This is a genomic window from Pedobacter agri (genome assembly GCF_032678665.1).
Taxonomy (GTDB): Bacteria; Bacteroidota; Bacteroidia; order Sphingobacteriales; family Sphingobacteriaceae; genus Pedobacter; species Pedobacter agri_A.
Window position 1 is genome coordinate 28,811 of record NZ_JAVTSH010000003.1, and the last position, 19,649, is coordinate 48,459.

General features: G+C 42.7%; 18 protein-coding genes. 16 read left to right on the top strand and 2 right to left on the bottom strand.

Annotated features, from left to right (window positions below; all coding sequences use genetic code 11):
- The first annotated feature begins 1 nt into the window (after position 1).
- The 16 genes from R2Q70_RS06580 to R2Q70_RS06655 all read left to right on the top strand — a co-directional run bounded on the left by R2Q70_RS06580 (position 2) and on the right by R2Q70_RS06655 (position 16,051).
- Complete coding sequence (locus R2Q70_RS06580; protein ID WP_316806845.1) at positions 2-664, top strand: hypothetical protein; 663 nt, start codon at positions 2-4, stop codon at positions 662-664.
- On the top strand, positions 661-1,311 hold the full coding sequence (locus R2Q70_RS06585) for a hypothetical protein (protein WP_316806846.1): 651 nt from the start codon (positions 661-663) through the stop codon (positions 1,309-1,311). The genes R2Q70_RS06580 and R2Q70_RS06585 overlap by 4 nt, the downstream gene beginning before the upstream one ends.
- Positions 1,308-1,973, top strand: a complete 666-nt coding sequence (locus R2Q70_RS06590; RefSeq protein WP_316806847.1) for a hypothetical protein — start codon at positions 1,308-1,310, stop codon at positions 1,971-1,973. The genes R2Q70_RS06585 and R2Q70_RS06590 overlap by 4 nt, the downstream gene beginning before the upstream one ends.
- Positions 1,970-2,740, top strand: coding sequence for a hypothetical protein (locus R2Q70_RS06595; RefSeq protein WP_316806848.1), 771 nt, complete (start codon positions 1,970-1,972; stop codon positions 2,738-2,740). The genes R2Q70_RS06590 and R2Q70_RS06595 overlap by 4 nt, the downstream gene beginning before the upstream one ends.
- Positions 2,741-2,879: 139 nt before the next feature.
- Positions 2,880-3,875 carry a plasmid transfer protein gene (locus tag R2Q70_RS06600; protein WP_316806849.1) on the top strand — a complete coding sequence of 332 codons (996 nt, stop codon included), beginning with the start codon at positions 2,880-2,882 and terminating at the stop codon, positions 3,873-3,875.
- A gap of 5 nt (positions 3,876-3,880) precedes the next feature.
- Positions 3,881-4,501 (top strand): conjugative transposon protein TraK, encoded by a 621-nt coding sequence (gene traK / locus R2Q70_RS06605; protein ID WP_316806850.1) that lies wholly within the window; start codon positions 3,881-3,883, stop codon positions 4,499-4,501.
- A gap of 11 nt (positions 4,502-4,512) precedes the next feature.
- Entirely contained in the window at positions 4,513-4,899 is a 387-nt protein-coding gene (locus R2Q70_RS06610; protein WP_316806851.1) for a hypothetical protein, read from the top strand.
- Positions 4,896-6,080 carry a conjugative transposon protein TraM gene (traM, locus tag R2Q70_RS06615; protein ID WP_316806852.1) on the top strand — a complete coding sequence of 395 codons (1,185 nt, stop codon included), beginning with the start codon at positions 4,896-4,898 and terminating at the stop codon, positions 6,078-6,080. Before R2Q70_RS06610 ends, traM begins: the two co-directional genes overlap by 4 nt.
- Positions 6,081-6,089: 9 nt before the next feature.
- Positions 6,090-6,917, top strand: coding sequence for a DUF4138 domain-containing protein (locus R2Q70_RS06620; RefSeq protein ID WP_316806853.1), 828 nt, complete (start codon positions 6,090-6,092; stop codon positions 6,915-6,917).
- A 96-nt stretch (positions 6,918-7,013) separates the two neighbouring features.
- Entirely contained in the window at positions 7,014-8,999 is a 1,986-nt protein-coding gene (locus R2Q70_RS06625) for a type IV secretion system DNA-binding domain-containing protein (RefSeq protein WP_316806854.1), read from the top strand.
- Positions 9,000-9,022: 23 nt separating this feature from the next.
- Positions 9,023-9,436, top strand: a complete 414-nt coding sequence (locus tag R2Q70_RS06630; RefSeq protein WP_316806855.1) for a hypothetical protein — start codon at positions 9,023-9,025, stop codon at positions 9,434-9,436.
- Entirely contained in the window at positions 9,433-10,080 is a 648-nt protein-coding gene (locus R2Q70_RS06635; RefSeq protein ID WP_316806856.1) for a M23 family metallopeptidase, read from the top strand. Before R2Q70_RS06630 ends, R2Q70_RS06635 begins: the two co-directional genes overlap by 4 nt.
- Entirely contained in the window at positions 10,067-11,272 is a 1,206-nt protein-coding gene (locus R2Q70_RS06640; protein ID WP_316806857.1) for an ArdC family protein, read from the top strand. Before R2Q70_RS06635 ends, R2Q70_RS06640 begins: the two co-directional genes overlap by 14 nt.
- A gap of 4 nt (positions 11,273-11,276) precedes the next feature.
- A complete protein-coding gene (locus tag R2Q70_RS06645) occupies positions 11,277-12,056 on the top strand; it encodes a DUF4099 domain-containing protein (protein WP_316806858.1) in 780 nt (259 codons plus the stop codon).
- A 43-nt stretch (positions 12,057-12,099) separates the two neighbouring features.
- Entirely contained in the window at positions 12,100-12,942 is an 843-nt protein-coding gene (locus R2Q70_RS06650) for a hypothetical protein (protein WP_316806859.1), read from the top strand.
- Positions 12,943-13,633: 691 nt separating this feature from the next.
- The gene (locus R2Q70_RS06655; RefSeq protein ID WP_316806860.1) at positions 13,634-16,051 is read left to right on the top strand and encodes an outer membrane beta-barrel protein; all 2,418 of its coding nucleotides are present in this window, start codon (positions 13,634-13,636) and stop codon (positions 16,049-16,051) included.
- A 461-nt stretch (positions 16,052-16,512) separates the two neighbouring features.
- On the opposite strand, the gene pepE is transcribed toward R2Q70_RS06655, so the two are convergent.
- Together pepE and porV are read right to left on the bottom strand one after the other, a co-directional pair.
- Positions 16,513-17,208 (bottom strand): dipeptidase PepE, encoded by a 696-nt coding sequence (pepE, locus tag R2Q70_RS06660; protein ID WP_316806861.1) that lies wholly within the window; start codon positions 17,206-17,208, stop codon positions 16,513-16,515.
- 271 nt (positions 17,209-17,479) lie between these two features.
- Positions 17,480-18,670, bottom strand: a complete 1,191-nt coding sequence (porV, locus tag R2Q70_RS06665) for a type IX secretion system outer membrane channel protein PorV (protein ID WP_316806862.1) — start codon at positions 18,668-18,670, stop codon at positions 17,480-17,482.
- Between the last annotated feature and the right edge of the window lie 979 nt (positions 18,671-19,649).

The following is a 19,649-nucleotide window of genomic DNA, read 5'->3' on the forward strand; positions in this document are numbered from 1 at the left end:
CATGAAACCAAGATTCTTATTTCTGCTTATGATCCTCGGATCAGGAAAGCTACTAGCGCAGATTTACGTAGACCCTACCACCTCAGCTGCGATGGCCACTCAATCAGTGATGATCAACAGCCAGCTGAGCTCTACTGGTGAAAAACTCACCCTCTTGCAGCGCGCGCAACTTGCGGTAAGCGCTGAGCTGGGCATTGCCAATGAACTGCAAAACCGGATTTTTCGCGGCTTAAGTGAAGTTTCCTCCGCGGTGAGTTCTTTACTCGCTGTAGCTGACATTTATGATATCACCCAAGATATTATTCGTGATGGGCAGAAAGCCATTTCTGTTGCAGGTAAAAATCCGGCCCTTTTGCTCTTTGCCCAAAGCGGGGCAGAAGAATTTCAAGCCAGGGCGTTGCGTTTATCTGCACAGGTGAGCAGTTTTGTGCTGCACGGATCTAAAGATAATTTGATGGATTCCGGTGAGCGCGCCAAACTTCTCGGGAAAATTGTGACCGAGCTTTCCATTATCAGGGGAGTGGTTTATGGAATCTACCGGGTGATGTATTGGGCCTCGATACGCGGATTCTGGAATTCAATCAATCCCTATGCAGGCTATATCAATTTAGATAAACGTATTGCAGATGAGGTGTTGAGCAAAAGTAAACTTTTGAAAAGATGAGAAGGGTATTCATCCCGCTATTAATGCTGATGTGGACCAGTAGTTTGGCGCAGATCAATGTCGCTTTGCTGCATCAGCTTGTGGATAACAACCGCTCGGAGTATTCCAGGCAAACCGAGCTTAGAGGCAAACAGGCCATTTCCACCGCCACTGAAGAGATCAACAGATCGCAGGCGAGCCAGCTTAAAACAACTTACCGCAATATCCAGAAAAAGTTTTCTGCCGCAGGTATGGTCATAGAGGGTGTTCAGATTGGAATGGAAGCCATTCCCTTGGTGGATAAAATTAGCGGCGATCAGCAGCGGCTAATGCAGCTTTTGCGCGACTCACCCGGCTTATCTCTGCTGGCCATCGAAAGCGAAATTGATTTTGCAGACCGCTCACAAATGCTACTTCGTTACCTCTACGGATTAATATTAAGCGCCGGAGAATTAAGCGCCATGTCCCGGTCCGATCGTCAAATGCTAAGCAGCTTTGTCATCAGCGAACTTCATTCCATTTCGCTTAATCTTTCTGGCTTAGTGAATGCCCTGCTGGCTGCCAAAAGAAACATCAAGCCTGCTGGTAAACTCTTCTCTGATGCCGGCAAGCGGGATAAACAGCTGGCATCAACTATTCTTTCCAGGCTCAAACAGATTAACAAATGAAAAAGTGGATATTGCTACTCCTGAGTGCAGGACTTTTCGGCCCTTCCGGCGCGCAGATGATCGTTTTCGATCGCGATCATTTTCTGACCGTAAACGAAAATGGTATGGCGAGGATTTCTGCTGAAATGGTCACCCATCATTACTACGATACCATTCATGATCGGCTTTCTGATATAAAAATAAATATCGGAGCACTGGTGCTGACCGAGGATCTCATCTACCGCTCACTTACCCAGGTAGATCAGGGACTCAAAAGTATCCTTGCGGTGAGGGAAATCCCCACACTTATCGCGGAGGTTTTTTCGGAAACCGATCAGATGATCGACTTTGCGGCCAAACATCCACATCTGCTTCTTTTCGCAGAGCAGGTATCTGGACAGCTTCGCCAGCGGGGTGCAGGGCTGGTTGAAAATGTATCCTCAGTTGTGCTTTCAGAAAAAAGTGACCTGCTGCTAAATTTCGAAAAACGCGACGCGCTGCTTAAAAAGATTTCTCTTGAATTAAGGGTGATCAGGGCTCTGGTTTATTCCATGCGAAAAAGTATGTACTGGGCCTCACAACGTTCACTATTCGCCCAACTAAACCCTTTCAAGGATTTCATCAACATTGACAGGCAACTGGTTTTAAAAATCATTAACAACTATAAAACGCTAAAAAAATGAAAGCTTTAACTTTTTTATTCTGCCTGCTCTGGTTACCACGGACCATTATCGCTCAAAGGGCCATTCATGATCAGGCGATCATCAATCAGCAGGAACGCATGGTGTTTAAATCCTGGGACGCTGATAAATTTACGCCCAAACCCGGATTTTTAGGACTCAATCCCATGTACTGGATAACCTGGGGACTGCATCCCAATTATCCCGATACTGACCTTCGCCCTTTGGGACCCGCCGGGCCTCAGACGCTCCGGCTTGGACTGATTGCGGCAATGAAATCTTCTGAAGATGCCTATAAACTGCATGCTGATACGGTGCGCAATACAGCGCTATCCAACTATACCGCTTATTCCGCAGCACTATCCGGCGCTGACCCTTTATGGCATATTTATTACCGCTCAGCGCTATCGCCGCTCGATAATTTACCGCAAATTCCTTTAGGCTCATTAACATTGGCGCAAAGAAAATACTTAAGCGAAACAGGCATGATCTCCTGGTATACCCAGCAGCATCAGGCATTAGCCGAGCGGCTTCATCTGGCCAGGACAACCCATATGGAAAGAGGCTCAAGAATCCTTTTATACCACCGGTTACTTTTAGAATACCGCAAATTACAGGCTGCATGGGAAGATAAAATTCGGCGAAGCAAAACTTACCTGAATCTTTCCGTGCAAAGACAAAAGATCAAAGAAAGGTCTAAGGGATTTAAAGACCAGCGTTTAAGTGACATAGCGATCGCGGATAAAGTACTCAAAAACTCAAAGTTATGAAAACAGCATATTTTGTATTTTCTTCACTCGTCAAGGTAATACTTTAGCGGCTGACGTGCCGGATTCGTTTAAAGAAACTTTCAATTATCTTCAGGGGAACGGCGTATACGAAGAAGGAATGATGCATTTTTTAAAAGGCATGAAGGATACCATATGGAGTCACTACGATGTATTTTTAGCAGACGCGCAGGCTCTGAGCGCGATATTCATGCTCATTTTTTTCGCTGCCAGAAGTTATGGGATGATTTCGGGGGATAAGCGGCTGGAAATTATGCCCCTGTTGCGGCCTTTTGGACTGGTCATGGTGATTCTCTGGTGGCCTGCTTTTACCAAAGTGCTTGCCTATCCGGGCGAGCTGGTCGAAAAAAGAACCGAACAGCTTTTTGATGGCAGCCAGACGCAGATCAATGACCTTCGTTTGCACCGGGCAAAACTGATGGTGGATGTTGCCGATGAACTCTTCAAGCTTCAGGCGAGTACCGAAGTGGCCAAAACAGAAGCGGATACCTGGTATGAAAATGCCTGGGAATCGGTAAAAAGTTCGGTCAAGGACGGCTTTGCTGAAGTCTGGAACCCGGTAGTAGAGATGCGGAACCGCTTGCAGATTAGCCTTCAGCTTCTGGCCAGTTCACTGCTTGAAACCCTGGCCATCTGGGTGCTGAGAATTAGTGTATATGTGATTTTCATCGTGCAGATTATCTTCTCCACCATCTTAATTATCCTGGGGCCTTTTTCAGTAGCGGCCAGCATTTTGCCCTGGTATCAAAGATCCTTTACTGAATGGATCGCCCGGTTTATATCAGTAAGTTTATATTCAGGTATTGCATATCTTGTGATGTATGTAGCCTCGCTCTTTCAGCAATATGCGCTGGAAGCTGAGATTTCCAGATACACCGAACTGCTCAGTGGCGATGGCGAAAGTATCGAAAAATTAAGCTGGTTTGCTGCAAATGGTGTACTCTCTTTCGGGGTGGTCATCATTACTTTTATTATCGGCGCACTCACGATGTTTACCGTTCCGAGTATTTCCACCTGGATTGTGAATACCTCGGGCGTAAGTTCTGCAGCGAGCGCAATGGGCAGCGGGGCGTCGAGGATGAGTCACATGGCTACGGCTGCAATCGCGGGAGGATAGCAAAGATGATCGTCAAGAATATTGAGGCTAAGGTACGCCTGGCTACATTTTTATCTGCTACAAGTTTTTTTTTAGCTTTAGCCATCTGCTTTGCCGTATCTTATTTTGCTTACCGGCAGGTATCTGATTCCCGGAAATCCATTTATGTGCTTCAGGATGGTGTCAATCCCATGCTGGCTAAAAGGACGGATATTGAACTCAACAGGGGAGCTGAGTACAGGGCACATGTCGCCAGGTTTCATACCCTGTTTTTCTCGCTCATTCCTGATGAGCGCTTTATTGAGTCTCAGATGCGTGAGGCAATGTACCTGATTGACGAAAGCGGCGCCCAGCAGTATAATAACCTAAAAGAGCGTAATTTTTTCAGCGCTGTGCTTTCTTCTTCTGCAGTACTCACCATCCGTATGGATTCGATCACCCTTGATGAAAAACGCGGTTATTTCCGGTATTACGGCACCCAGCGGATTGACCGGAAAAGTTCGGTTACCCTCAGATCGCTGATCACCGAAGGACGTCTTAGGGACCTGCCTGCACGCTCAGAACATAACCCCCATGCGGTGTTAATTACCGCATGGAAAACCCTTGAAAATCAGGACCGTTCGACGGTCGAAAAAAATCCACTTTAATCCGATTATCTATGAACAAACCAAAAATTTATCTGGCTGCTGCCCGGACGGGCTTTGCCATGTTTTTTTTCCGGGCAACCGCTTATCTGAAATCAAGAAGTGAATCCCACCCCAATTTTTTTTTCGCTGTGATGGTGCTTGCCATGGCCTTCTCAGCACTGCTGAGTTTCACTGTACTTCGCCAGCCAACGCTTTCTAAACCGATGCTTACTACCCTCCAAACTGCGCCCGGGCTTAAACTCCCAGCGGGTCCTGCAGCATTGATTGAGGTAATGGCTTTGCAAGCAGAACTTAAAACCTTTTTGGATAAAAAGATACCGGATGCTCAAGATAGCTTAAGGATGGAGGAAATACTAGATAGAATCCAGCAACTTAATTCAAAGTTAATACGGCCATGAACAAAGTAGACTTTAAAAAGCCCCGCTACGTCATCCCTTTGATTTGTCTGCCATTCATCCTGCTCTTGTTTTATGTTTATCGAAGTATCTCCTCATTACAAAAAGATTCCGGACCGCCGGAGGCTGAATTACAGACCGGCATTTCAGGGGTATCTTCTGAGGTTAGCGGCAAGGGAATTGAAGATAAGCTCGAAGCATTTAAGCAGCGGTACAAAAAAGGGGATGGATATACCGCCCTGGAAACCATAGAGCTTGATAAAAGTGAAGAGGAAACGACATCTGCTTACAATAGTAAGGAAAAAAGAATGCTTGATTCCATTGGCGCCGCCCTGAAATCCCGCAGGAATGCTTCTTTAGCACATGGGGCAAATCTGTCCGCAGCAAGGGCAAGTTACCTCGATAGAAATCCACGAATGCAAAACAGAAGCTCCAATCAAAAAGAGCTGGAGGAAATTTTGTCCGCCTATTATCGATCAGTAAAAAAAGCGCCCGAAAAGCCCGCTGATCCCATGGCGCTATTCCGCGCGCAGATGGCCATTGTGGATAGTATGAACAAAGCCTCACTCGCGCCAATAAAATCACCTGTAAAACCAAAAACGGGAATGGACAACCGCCCCTTAAAGGAAGATCCGCCGCCACTTCAGGCCAGAAAGCAACAATACCTGCCTGCAGATTCCCTGACGCTTTTTGCACCGATGGAATCTCCAGAACTGATGCAGGCGATGATTGAACAATCACTGACAGGATTCAATGGCTCACGCGTTGGCATCAGGTTGCTGGAAGATATCCGTATCGGGGGACAATTAATAAAGAAAGGCACTCTAATTTATGCCCTAATTACCGGGTTTTCTGCGCAAAGGGTAATGATGAGCATCACTTCAATTGCAAACCGGGGTGCTGTTTTGCCCGTGAAGCTGGAGATTTATGATCTAGACGGGATTAAGGGAATCTATGTGCCAGCATCAGCTTACCGTGAATTTAGCCGTGAGCTGGCATCTAGCTCGGTTTCCGGAATAACTATGGAATCATCAATTGATCAAAACCAGCAGCTCATGAGTCTACTCGGCCGGATGTTTCAATCGACTACCGGAGCGGTGAACCGACTGATCCGTTCCAACAAAGCAACGATACGCTATCCTTCAATGGTCTATTTGATAGATGCATCAATCACTAAAAAATAAACTTCTGTTATGAAAAAATTAAGTGCCACCATCATCATTTTTTTTACATTCTGCTGTCGGGTTTTCCCAGCTGAGGCATGCTCAAATCCATTGCCCATTATTTACATCAGCGCTAAAAGCGCTGTTCATTTACGCTCACCGGAGCCCATCAGTTATGTCGACTTACCAAGTAGCAGAATTTCTGGAGATTTGCCGCTTAAAAATCTGCTTCGCCTTCGGATTTTGCGCCAGGACTCTTCTGTTATCTATCCCCGTGAACTGGGTATTCTGACTGTTACCGGGGAACAGTTCCTGGCCCAGTATCGCATTATCCTGATTCCATCAGATGCAGCGCAGGCCCACAGCGAAATAGAAATACTTCCCCGAGATATGCTTCCCCTCGTGCCTGCAGTACCATCGTTATCGACGCCTCAGATCAAGGCAAAGGCGATAGAAGTGATAACAAATAAACCCAATAAGTCGCTGGCCACGGCAAGCAACCAAGGCATCAGCATCAAGGTCCATCAGATACTGTGTTGCGGAGAGCTGATTTTTTTGGATCTTGGCTTTGAGAATGCTACGGAGCTGGAATATCAGATTGACCGGATAAGCTTTACCATCAGTGATAAAAAAATCATGAAGGCCACCAACTTTCAGCAGTTTCCCCTGGAATTAAAGCAAGCATTGCATCCCCTGGAGAGATTCTCCAAGCGGGGGAGAAACATATATGTCTTGGCTAAAGCTACATTTTCCTCAGATAAGAGATTAGTCATTGCCTTAAGCGAAAAGCAACCCTCATCCAGACTGGTCAGCTTATCATTAGCTTATCGCGACATCCTTTCGGCAGACAGCTTTTAAGCCTTTTTTGCCTGCTCACTCACCAGAGAATCCGCTGCTTTCCAAGCCAAAGTTTGAGCACGCAAAGTTAGCTTCATTTTAAACTCTTAATTCGACATGGAAGAACGCAGCGAGCTGATCGGGCTACACCGGTTTTTGCAGTTTAGCATTTATTTTTTTGTATTCCTGGATCTGTTGTATTTTATTATCATTCCGGCCATTCCCGGGATTCATCTGCAATCGATGCTGGCGCTGGTGAATCTGCACCAGGTAATGGGCCGGGTTCCGATTTATAAGCATCCATTGTACAGCAGGATTTTTATGATGCTGCTGGTGTTGCTGGTGTCTATTGGAACAAGGAGTAAAAAGCAAAGGACGCTTTCTCCCAAGCGGCACATCCTTTTTCCGCTATTTATTGGTCTTGTACTACTGTATGCTGGTATTCTGCTTTATTCAGTGGAGGTTTCCTGGAGATTTATCTCACCTATGGTTGCCGCTGTGCTATACGGTATGCTGCTTTTAAGTGGGACAATCGCACTGCAAATATCGATGGATAACATTTCAAAAATCATTTCTTCCGAACTGGGAAAAGATAAGTGGAACGTGGAAGGGGAATCGTTTATGCAGGAGACCAGGCCAAGCAAGATCCCGCACGCGGTGAGTATTCCTATGCTGTTTTACTATAACAAAAGAGTCAGAAAAGGATTTATCAATATTGAAAATATATTCAGGGGAACCCTGCTTATTGGTACACCCGGCTCCGGAAAGTCTTTTGGTGTAGTAATTCCCTTTATCCGCCAACTGATCGATAAGGGATACGCGATGTGTCTTTATGATTTTAAGTTTCCCGATCTGGCTTCGCTGGCTTACCGGCGCTACTTAGCTGCGGAAAAGGTTTCCCCATCCGGGCGTAAATTCAATGTAATCAACTTAAACGAGGTTGAAATGAGCAGGAGGGTAAATGTTTTCCGGAGTGATTATATTGCCACCCTCGCAGATGCTGCAGAAACGGCTGAAGCGCTGGTAGAAGCACTAAAAAAAGGGGACAAGTCAGGGGGTAGTGATCAGTTTTTTACCCAAAGTGCTATAAATTTTTTAGCCGCCTGCATTTATTTTTTTGCCCGCTATGAATCGGGCCGCTATTCCTCGCTTCCTCATGTGCTCGCCTTTTTAAACCGGTCTTATCAGGAAATTTTTGACTGCCTGGTCAGCAATATAGAGCTGGCCTCACTATTATCACCATTCATGAGCGCTTACCAAGCCAAGGCATTTGATCAATTAGAGGGGCAGGTGGGCACTTTGAAAATATTTATTTCCCGGCTCGCCACCCTGGAAACATTCTGGGTATTCTCGGGCGATGATTTCTCGCTTAAAATCAGTGATCAGAATTCACCATCTATACTGGTGTTAGCAAATGATCCCTCGACTCAGAATATCAATTCCGCCTGTTATTCAGTAGTGCTGAACAGGCTGACCAGATTAATTAATTCCAAAGGCAATCTGCCAAGCGCGCTGATACTGGATGAGCTTCCGACCATTTTCGTACACCGCATCGAAAACCTGATTGCCACGGCACGCTCAAATAAAGTAGCGGTACTGATGGGTTTGCAGGAGCTTCCGCAATTCCATCAGCATTACGGGAAAGAGGTCGCCAATACCATCTGTTCGGTCGTAGGAAATGTGCTTTCAGGATCCGTGAGGAGCAAAGAGACGCTGGACTGGCTGGAAAAGCTTTTTGGAAAGATCAAACAGGAATCAGAAAGTCTCTCCATTGACCGATCAAAAACCTCCCTTTCTTTATCTGAGCGGCTGGAATACCTGATTCCCTCAGGTAAAATCGCCTCACTTGGCACTGGAGAAATGGTAGGGATGCTGGCCAGAGAAGCCGATCATGCATATAAAGGCAGTTTTTCTCCCTCAGTGGTCAACTGCAAAATCAATTTGGATCTTAAAGCGATCGCCCAGGAAGAGTCCCAGCCAGTAGAACTTCCCAGGTATTATGATTTCAAAGGCCATAAATCAAGGGTTCTCACAGAGAATTTTGCAAGAATTAATAAGGAAGTGGCCGGCGTGGTTTTGCGCTGCCTGAGAACAAACGGCTAACTCCAAACTTCAACAAAAACTTTATGGAAAATTTCAATGGAACAATCGCAATGGTCAGTGACAGGAGTGATGGTGAATCTAAACAGATGCAGATCGGTATTATTTCCGCAGTTGACCAGATGCTGGGAAGAGTAGATATTACTTTTGCCACTCTGGAAAAAGAGCAGTTTGCCTTTGATCAGGTCCATGTGCTTAAAGACAGACATGCGCTTTATCAGCTGCTGATGTCGGCTTCCGGCAGCATACCTTTAGGAGATTTTAAAACCCTTTTCAAAGTAAATATGCTTCAGGATCGGGGAGACCCATCTGCTTTGCTGGATGCCTTTCAGCTTTTAAAGCATTCTCCATCTGCCGCCGCCTTGGCTACTGATACGCTTGGTGAGCGTATGCATTTGGCTGAAAATCTGCAGCAGGCCAATCATCATCCAGGGCGATGAGAACCCTTGCTTCCGTCTTTCCACTTTCTGTGCTTTTAATTTCGCTATGCTGCAGTTGCCCGCTGAAAGCACAGGTAAGTTGGCCGTTGAACACAATAATTCCAACCAGTGGCTTTGGCCTGAGAAAACATCCCATTACTAAAATATGGCAGTTTCATTCCGGAACAGACCTGCGCGCTCGCTATGAGCCGGTGATGTCGGTAATGAATGGAACGGTGAGTGATAGCGGAGAAAACAGCATCCTTGGAAGATATGTGAAAATTAACCATGGATGGATAGAAAGCATTTATGCTCACCTCTCCAAAGTTTTTGTCATCTCCTCTGAGCAGGTGCACGGTGGACAGGTACTAGGCATCTCAGGAAACTCCGGCAGATCCACTGCGCCTCATCTGCATCTATCGATCAGCGTTGCCGGAAAATTCATTGACCCCTTGCGAGCCCTTAAAATTCTCAAAACTATAAACCAAAACAATCTTATGGAAAATCTAGTGCCCATTCAAAACGATGAGCTGCCATTAGCTGTGCTGCTTTCATTACTTCATCACGACACTTCAGTCTCATTATCTCCGCTTCAGGCAAAACAGTATGGTGTGGAAGTGGCAGATCAGTTACCAACAGAAGAGGAGGCGAATGATGGAAAGTAAACTACGCCCCTTGCATGAACAGGTTGCATCAACACTAATTGAGCAACTGAAAAAAGGGACTGCTCCCTGGCAAAAGCCTTGGAATACAGAGGGAATCCCTATTCAGATGCTGCCCTATAATGCGCAAAGTGGTAACCGGTATAGGGGAATTAATGCCATGAATTTGCTGCTTTCCGGTTACGAGGATCCCAGGTGGCTAACCTTTAAACAGGCCGAATCCATGGGCGCCAAAATTCTCAAAGGCGAAAAAGGGACTTTGATCCAGTTTGTTAAAACCCATGAGCAAAAAACGATGCGTGATGAGAAAGGTAAAGTCGTCTTTGATGAGCTGGGGAATCCAATCAAGCAAAGGCTTCCACTATCCAGGCCTATAGTCTCATGTGCCTGGGTGTTTAATGGCCAGCAAATATCAGGACTTGAAGCCATAGCGAAAACAGGCACTAAAGAAATTTCCTGGGATCCTATAGAACGGGCAGAAGCGCTGATAAAAAACAGCAGTGCAGAGATCGATCACCGTTACATTGATTCGGCTTACTATGATGTGAGGTATGATGCAATTACTTTGCCTGATCGGTCCCAGTTTGCAGCTGCAGAACTGTATTATGCCACTGCGCTACATGAACTGGCGCATTGGACAGGACACCCCTCCAGGTTAGACCGGGCAAGTCTACTCAATAATGGCATGGTCGAATATAGCAAAGAAGAGCTCAGGGCGGAAATTGCGTCCATGATGATCGGATCAGAACTTCGAATCGGGCATGATCCCGGACAACATGCGGCGTATGTGGAAAGTTGGGTTTCAGTGCTAGAGGATACTCCTTTTGAAATTCATGCTGCGGCGGCTGATGCGGAGAAAATCTTTGAATATTTATTAGCCATCGAGCGAAAACAAAGTATTGAGCTTGATCCCACGATGATGCCAACGGCAATGCAAAACTCAAAACCTTTCCTTTCAACGGGTGATGAGATCCTTTACAAGGACCGCATATATCGGGTCGATGGGCATTTGAAACAGGGGCGGCTTCGCATGGAACAACTGCCTTCTGGCATACAATTTACCCTTTCCAGCTCAGACCCCTTGTACGCCGCGCTGCTGGAAAAAAAACTCGCTCAGCACCCATTGATCTCTCGTGAGCAGATTTCAGGCGAAACATTAAAAAATAACATGCCATCACCAACCAATAAAAGATGAAATTATGAAAACACCATTTGATGTGAAGGAGCTTCCGCTTTCCAAGCTTGAAGCATTAGGAATTTATCATGATAAACAGTTAATGCTTTCTCCTGCCCAGATCCAGGCCCTGCTTGCTGGAAGACGAACGGATCTGATCTCTCTGCATGAAATCAAAGGAGAAGATTTTCTTATTGAGCGGTTAGATGCCAGGCTTTCGCTAGCCAGGCAGGATTCAGGCGAAATAGAACTATTCATTCATCCTATCTACAAACAGCCGCGCGTTCATCCTTTGCTCAATCAGCAGGAAACTCAGGACCTGATCAGCGGCAAGCGAAGTTTTATAGGCAAAGCTGTCGAGCAGGAAGAGGGCAGGTCAACCATGTTGAACGTTGAATACGATCCGGTAACTAAAGACTTTGTTAGCTATGATGTTTCCAAAGTACAGGCTCCTGACCGTGTGAATGGCATGCTGCTATCGGAGGAGGAAAAATCCACTTTTCGCAGAGGAGAAGTATTGGAACTCGAAGACGGTACCCGTTTAAGGCATCGCGCTACAGCGACCCATGGCATACTCTCTGACCGCAAAGCGCTGGTGCTTTCGGTGCTGCTTGATGGCGGTATCAGCTATCTGCTTCTCCGGGGCATTGGTGCGCTCAAAGAGAACGCCCAGCAGCTCGATCACCGAACGCCAGCGTTTAATCAGGCGCTTTCAGAAATGGAGGGTGCAGGAAAGTTGAGGCACCAGGCCGAAGGTATCCCTGCCCGGCAGACAGAACCTGCGATGAGAAAAATATCAAGATGAGTCAGTTCATTTCAATTACCAATTCACTTAAAACAGAAAATCCATGGACCAGAATAACTTAGCCTATTTGCAGAAATCACTCGACTATCTAGGCTTTGGGACACGCTTAAATTCGGTATTGGAGGATGCGATTTACAAAGGATCCCGCTCATTCTCTATCGGTATCAATCAACGCTATATCCCGGCAGAATTTCGCTCAGACCCTTCAAAAGGAGTTGACACCATGCACTTTGAGATTCACTTCAGCCGCTCAGCGACCAGTGAGGTCTATTTTTTAAATGCCGTTGAGGCTAAACTGCAACGCTATAATTCCCCTGAACCGGTAAATAAACGATTCGACATCGTACAGGATCATAGAATGACCGCCCTTCAGTGTTATAAGCTCATGAGCGGGCTTTCTTTGCAAAAGGACATTTTTGTCAAGGATTTGGATAACTTAGAAAAAGATAGCCGGAAAAAAGTGACCGTCTGGTTCAAGCTCGATCTTGGAGTAACCGATAAAAGTGGCGAGCATCCTTTAAAATGGTTTTTTCCTGAATATGGCTTTAACCTACAGCAAACCGTTGAAAAATATCCGTTTATGGATTTTCAGGATGAGGAGAAAAAAATGGCGAGCATTAAGGCACTGAGTTACGGCAATTTAATTTCTCTATCTATGGAGCTTGATGGAAAGAAGATTCCTGTCTATGTTTGCGCAAACCCGGAGCTTAAACGCCTGGACGTCTTCAATACTGAAATGGTTCCCCTGACCAGGCAGCAACTGTTTCCAGACTTTTCAGAGATGCAAAAGACCAATCTTCAGTCTTCAGCCGTTCCATCCACTCAGACGCCGGATATCAATGCGGAAGTTAATGAACGCACAAATTCTGCTAATTTTAAAAGATAACAATTTACCTTTAACTCAGGACTGTATGATTGATGTCTAGGTACTGATTGCTTTATAGACCGTGAGGAAATACAAAATCGCTATGTAGGTTTGACAAAGTTTATATTAACCATGCTTTCTGCCCATCAATTTAGTTTTATCTGTTTGAAAAGGAATGTGATTCGTTTAGAATGCTTTTCAGCGAGGCTATAAAAAGAGAAAGCCCCATATTTCTAAGGGGCTATATTTTTATGTTCTATTGACATCCGTCTTTAAAACTAAACCAAACAAACTATATATTCAGACAATCTATTCCGAGAATTGTTTTTAACCATTTTTTATTCTTGAGGTCCAAGTGATTTTTGCGCAATAGAAAAAAGTTTACTGGCCTGGTGCCGCCAAGAAACTAATTATTGCTTTAAGGAACGCTTCAAAACTCATATTTTAACGCCCATTGGCCTATTATTCCAATCTGATTTTTTGCACGACTGTTAAACTTAACGATCAACTATAACAGAGTCATGCTGTTTTCAGTCGTAGCATTTACAGGTTTTTCACACCTATTCCATAACCTGCATGATGTTGATAAATTAAAATATCTGATTGATTTGCAAATTATTCTAAAAAATATTCATTGTCCATGCAACACTTTCAATTTTTTTGCATCTAGTATATAACAAATCGCATATAGCCGATCAGACAAAACTATTTTATGAGCAGATACTTATTAACGCTATGCATTGCCTTTCAATGCATCCTCATCTCAAATCAGGCTACGGCCCAGCAAAACAAATTTCAGCTTTCAGGAACGCTAATAGATAGCGTTTCGGGTAAACCAGGAGAATTTGTTACCATAGCGCTTAGCAAGGATTCAACTGTGATCAAAAGTGCTGTTTCCAATGAACAAGGGAAATTTTCTTTTTCCGGAATTGTGGAAGGAAACTACAAAGTTATTATTGGCGCCTTAGGATATAAATCCAAAACGATTCTGTTGAAGCTCAGCCGTGATACGGATCTGAATAAAATTCTAGTGGTTTCATCAGGTAATGAACTTGGAGAAGTTGCTGTCGCAGCCAGCAGGCCGCTGATTAAGCAGGAGCCGGACAGGATTGTTTACGATATTCAGGCAGATGCAGAAAGTAAGGTGCTTTCGGTGATGGATATGATGCGAAAGGTTCCCCTATTATCAGTTGATGCGGATGACAATGTTAAACTCAAAGGAACAGGTAATTACCGGATTCTAATTAATGGGAAGCCCTCAGGCATTCTGACACGTGATCCAAAAGAATATTTAAAAAGTATGCCTGCAGCCGGTGTGCAAAAAATCGAAGTCATTACCACACCACCATCGAAGTATGAAAGCGAAGGATTATCAGGGATAATTAATATCATCACATCCAGAAAGATGGACAATGGCTACAACGGAAACCTAAATGCCCGTTACCAATCTCCAGGTGGACCCAGCGGAAACATGAACTTTACCATTAAACAGGGTAACTTTGGCGCAAACTTGTATGCAGGTACCGGCGTTTGGCAGGTAGATGGCGTAAAAATCACGGATGCAAGAAACAGCCGCGGCGTAGCGATCCCATCAAGCCTGAATTCGTTAGGTTTTCAGCAAACCGACAATAAGTGGGCCTGGGGTGGAGGAGAACTGAGTTATGAGATCGACTCGTTGAATCTGATAACAGTAGAAATTAATCCATACGGCGGTTATAATCAACAAAACCTGAGTCAGCATTTTGATCTAAGGGATGGTTCGGTATTATCTTCCTATGATCTCGATGGGAAAACCCGTTATGAATGGGGAGGAACAGATTATACTTTCAATTATCAAAAAGGTTTCAAGGATAAAAAAGAACACCTGTTAACTTTTTCCTATAAGTTTTTCGACAGTTCAGAGCCGCAAACCAACGATGTAATGTTTAACAATCGGTTAAATTTTACAGGTGTAAATTACAGGCAAGATAATGTGAGCAGCTCGCAGGAACAAACAGCGCAGATTGATTACGTAAATCCCTGGAAGAAAGTAACGCTCGAAGCCGGAGTAAAGGCAATATTAAGGCGTGGTGATAGTGATTTCCAATACCTTGGTTTTAATTCAGCACAAAACAGCTACATCATCGATCCGGCTCAGAGCAATGTATATGGAAATGATCAGAATATATTTGGGGTTTACAATACCTATACACTCAAACTCAAAAACTGGACTTTTAAAGCAGGCGCCCGCCTGGAAGGAACTTATGTTACAGGCAATTTTGAAACTACGGGCACAAGTGTAAAAACCGACTATTTTAACCTGATCCCATCGGTATCTTTTAACCGGACTTTGAAAAACAGTCAGAGTTTAAGCCTTGGTTTTACCCAGAGAATCCAACGACCAGGAATATGGAACCTGAACCCATTTGTAGATAAATCGAGACCTAATTTTGAATATTTCGGGAATCCTGATTTAGAGGCGACATTAAGTAACAATTTCGAACTGACCTACAGCAACTTTAAAAAAGGATCGTTAAACTTAAGCTTAAGCTATAATTTCGCAAACAATACCCAACAGGAAGTTTCGACCTATTTCCCTGCAGAAAACCTGACCCGTGTTACTTCATTTAATATTGGTAAAACCAGATTATTAGGTACCAATGCCAATTTTAATTATCCTTTAACGGCGAAATGGAATCTGAACGTTAGTGCCAATATAAATTACATTTGGCTGGAAGGCATGATTAATGGAGTGCTGGCACAAAACAGTGGCCTAACCGGATACTCTAGTTTTACTACCAGTTATAAATTTGAGAAAACCTGGAAAACAAGTGTGTCTTTTAATTATGGAGCACCAGATGTAATGTTGCAAGGGCAATCAAACAATTATTATTACCTGGGATTTAGTGGTAGCAAGGATATTATAAAAGATAAATTAACGGTATCTGCCATGGTGGCGAACCCTTTTCAAAAAAACCGGGAATACAGGAGTTTTACAGAAGGCGTCAATTTTACACAGGAGCGCATTCGTGAAAATCCGTTCAGACGTGTAAGCTGCTCACTGAACTGGAAATTTGGAAAACTTAAAGGATCAATTAAGAAGAGTGAGCGCAGTATTAATAACGATGATACAAAAAAATCGTCTAATTAATGCGTGTTAACTTGAAGCATTATTCGGTTTAAAAAAAAATGTATATCATTCAATCAGAGCTTTCATTATCATTTGGCATAAAAAAAGCAGATACAACTGAATGTATCTGCTTATAAATCCCTTTTAAATTGTGTGTTAAAAGTGATAGTGCGTTATGTTATATTTCTCAGGCTTAGCCTAAGGTAACCTAAGTTATACATCAGTTAGTTCCAGATGTACAATTAGAGATACGGTATTAATCCTAATTAGGTTTTTAATTAATTACCCCTTTTATGAGTTTGATTTGACACAGATTTTACCACTCTATCTAATACAACTATTCACGATAAATATGTTGTCCACACAGAAGTATTCGGTTACCACTTAATCTTCGTCAAAGTCTCCGCTTTTCTAAAATTGACTATTCATTTTCTGTTGGCGATACTTATCTGCCGATATTTAGGTGGCTATTTACATGATGATCAAAGTAATACCGCACCAGGATTCAACTCGTACGGGGCTTTACCCTGCTCGAAAATGCGGGTTAATTCAGTTCCTTCTACAGTAATTTTTTCGCCCACTTTTCTAATCCAGTTTCCTTCCCTCAAACCAATTACTTTAGTATCGTTTTGAGTCAAAAATTCTTTTATACGGGTTTCCCTGGTCTCTCCATTATGTTTTAAGTCCGGATTTGAATCTAGATAGTGTGGGTTAATATTAAAGGGAACAAGACCCATACAATCTAAAGATGGAGGATAAACAATGGGCATATCATTGGTGGTTTTCATGTTGATTCCGCCGATGTTACTGCCTGCACTGCAACCGAGGTAAGGTTTGCCACTTTCAATGTTTTCTTTTAAAACTTCCATTAACCCTAGATCATGCAGCTTTTTCACTAAAAGGAAGGTATTACCTCCGCCGGTAAAAAATCCTTTAGCCTGATTAATTCCCGCTTTCGGATCTTGCAGTTCATGCAATCCGGTTAATTTTATATTTAATGTTGCAAAGAAGGATTTCACTTTTGAAGTGTACTCATCATGTGAAATTCCTCCTGGTCTGGCGAAGGGAATAAATACGATTTCATCGATATTCTGATAAAGCGAAATAATTTCTGATTTAAGGTATTCCAGATAGTTGCCGCCAAATAGGGTGGAGGTTGAAGCAAGTATGATGTTCATGATTATAATGGGTTAGTTTTCCATTGGAACAACTATTTCAGAATTTCGTTGATATCACAAGGAGGGATTGATGGACTTTCGGCATAGAATAATAAAATAAAACAGATTTTCTTTTTTCCCAATCAATGAAATGACAAATTATTTTGAGAAAACTAATTCATAATTTATTTAAAAATAAAACCATATTAACAATAATTCTGATGAACATTAATACAATAACTGGTATTCTGTAAGCTTAACGAAATGAATTTAACGACATTCTCAATATAATTTATCTTATTTTCGGGTCCCAAGTTATAGATTTAGTGTTTCTGAAGTTAAATAGCAAACTAAATCTTAATGTGTTGGCTAGTGGACTTTGCTGCTGACTAGCCACCAAGTACGACAAGTCAACATTAAAAACATTATATCGAAGACCAGCACCGGCAGTAAAATACTTTGTATCGCCTTTTTGTGGATTCTCATAATAATAGCCAGCGCGTAGAGCGAACTTTTTGTCATACATATATTCGATCCCTGTAGAAATGCCAACTTCCTTGAGTTCTTCACTGAAACCTAAAGGGGCATCACCAAATGAACCAAAAATTCCCGCAGGTACTGAACGGTTTGGATCTTTTCCTTTTATTATATTACCGTCTATATCATATATAGGCTGGGTTGGCACGAGCAGCTTATTAAAATCAAGGGCAATCGTGAATTCACTTAAAGCATCAAGTTCAAAAGTAGTTGCTCCTCCAAGCTTTAAATTAGTTGGAAGAAAATAGTTTGTTCCGCCATTAGAATAACTCATTTTGGTTCCAATATTTGAAATGTTTCCTCCAAGAGAGAGGGTAGCATCGGTATTTAGAAATTGCGTTCTAGTTTTGAAGATTCCTGAGACGTCAACGGCAACAGCCTGGCCGGCAGAATTTTGCTGCGTAGTGCCGAATAAGCCAGAGGATAGATTTGACCGAACATATCGTAGTGTTGTCCCCAAAGCAAACTCCTCACCAAATTTTCTGACAAAAGAGGCATCAACGGCAAATTCACTGGGACTAAAACTTCCTAAGTCTTGTTGATTTTCATCAATTATGCTCAGGTTTCCAAGCGAAAAGTAACGCATGGAAGCTCCTATGGTGTTACGATCATTTAACTTATAATAGCCACTTAGGTATGAAAGATTAATGTCTGGTACAAGATTTTTTAACCATGGACTGTAAGATATGGCAAAGCCATAATCTTGAGTCAAATAGGCGAGTTTAGAAGCATTAATACTAGAACTATTTGCATCGCCCTCAACAGCTACCCCGGCATTTCCCATACTACCCGCACGAGCATCAGGTGTGATCAATAAAAAAGGTACAGCTGTTATGAGGTTATTTGATTGACTCCCATTAGTTTGAGTTTGCGCATTTGCAACTAATGACACAAAGAATGTTATAAATTTTATTAAAGTTGTTGTTTGGATCCAGCTTTTGAACATTTCCAAAATTAAGAATTAAAATATTAAACGAGAAGCATCGATTGAAGGAAAAAACCGAATAACAGATCCGAATAAATCAGTACAGATGGAATCCATTTGCCAATATCATTGATAACGCATTAAACCAAATATGCAGATAATAGTGTAGCTGATAATTATTACTTTCTATTGAAGTGCTTCTTAACCTAATCTCATTAATTTCGTTATGGAGAGAATTGATCATTGCTAAATTTTTGGCAAAGTTAGAAGCAAATTCTGGTTCAAGCGTACCGAAATGTTTTATTAAATTATGGTTTTCAATAGTGGATATCTGTGATAACCATTTGTTAATGGAAGTCAAGAAACGAACGTATTTTTTAACAAACATTTGAAATTGTCTTTTATTTGAAAACTGTACAATTCAAAAACACGTAAATAGCGGTAATCAGACAAAAACTACTAAAAGCATGTATTATTATCGCAAACTTATTTTTCAATAGTCCTTAATTCTATGTTAAAGTTTATTGATAACTGTCAAGACAATAATTTATTAAATTTACTCCCTGAGCAATAATTTCACTATTTTTGTAGTGTAACTATCGTCCCCTATTTATGGCAAAAAAATCTACCTCGTTCAAGAAATTGTTATGCTTTTTATTTTTATTTATTTCATTCTCTATTCAAGTTAGGTCGCAAGCTATAAGTAATTACACATTTACTGCTTCCACTGCCACTTTTGTGTCATTAAGCCCATCTCCTATAGTAATTTCTACAGTAACTACTGGAGATTTAAATAGTGGAAGGTTAAGTGGTATCCCCATTGGTTTTGAGTTTTGGTACATGGGAAATCGTTTCACGGAGGTTTCGGCCTCAACCAATGGATTTATTAGTTTTGATAATATATTAACTAATAACAACTATGGGGCGCCGAATAATTTAACAAATGGTATTCAAAGAAATGTCTTAGCACCTCTGTGGGATGACTTATCATTAACTGGAA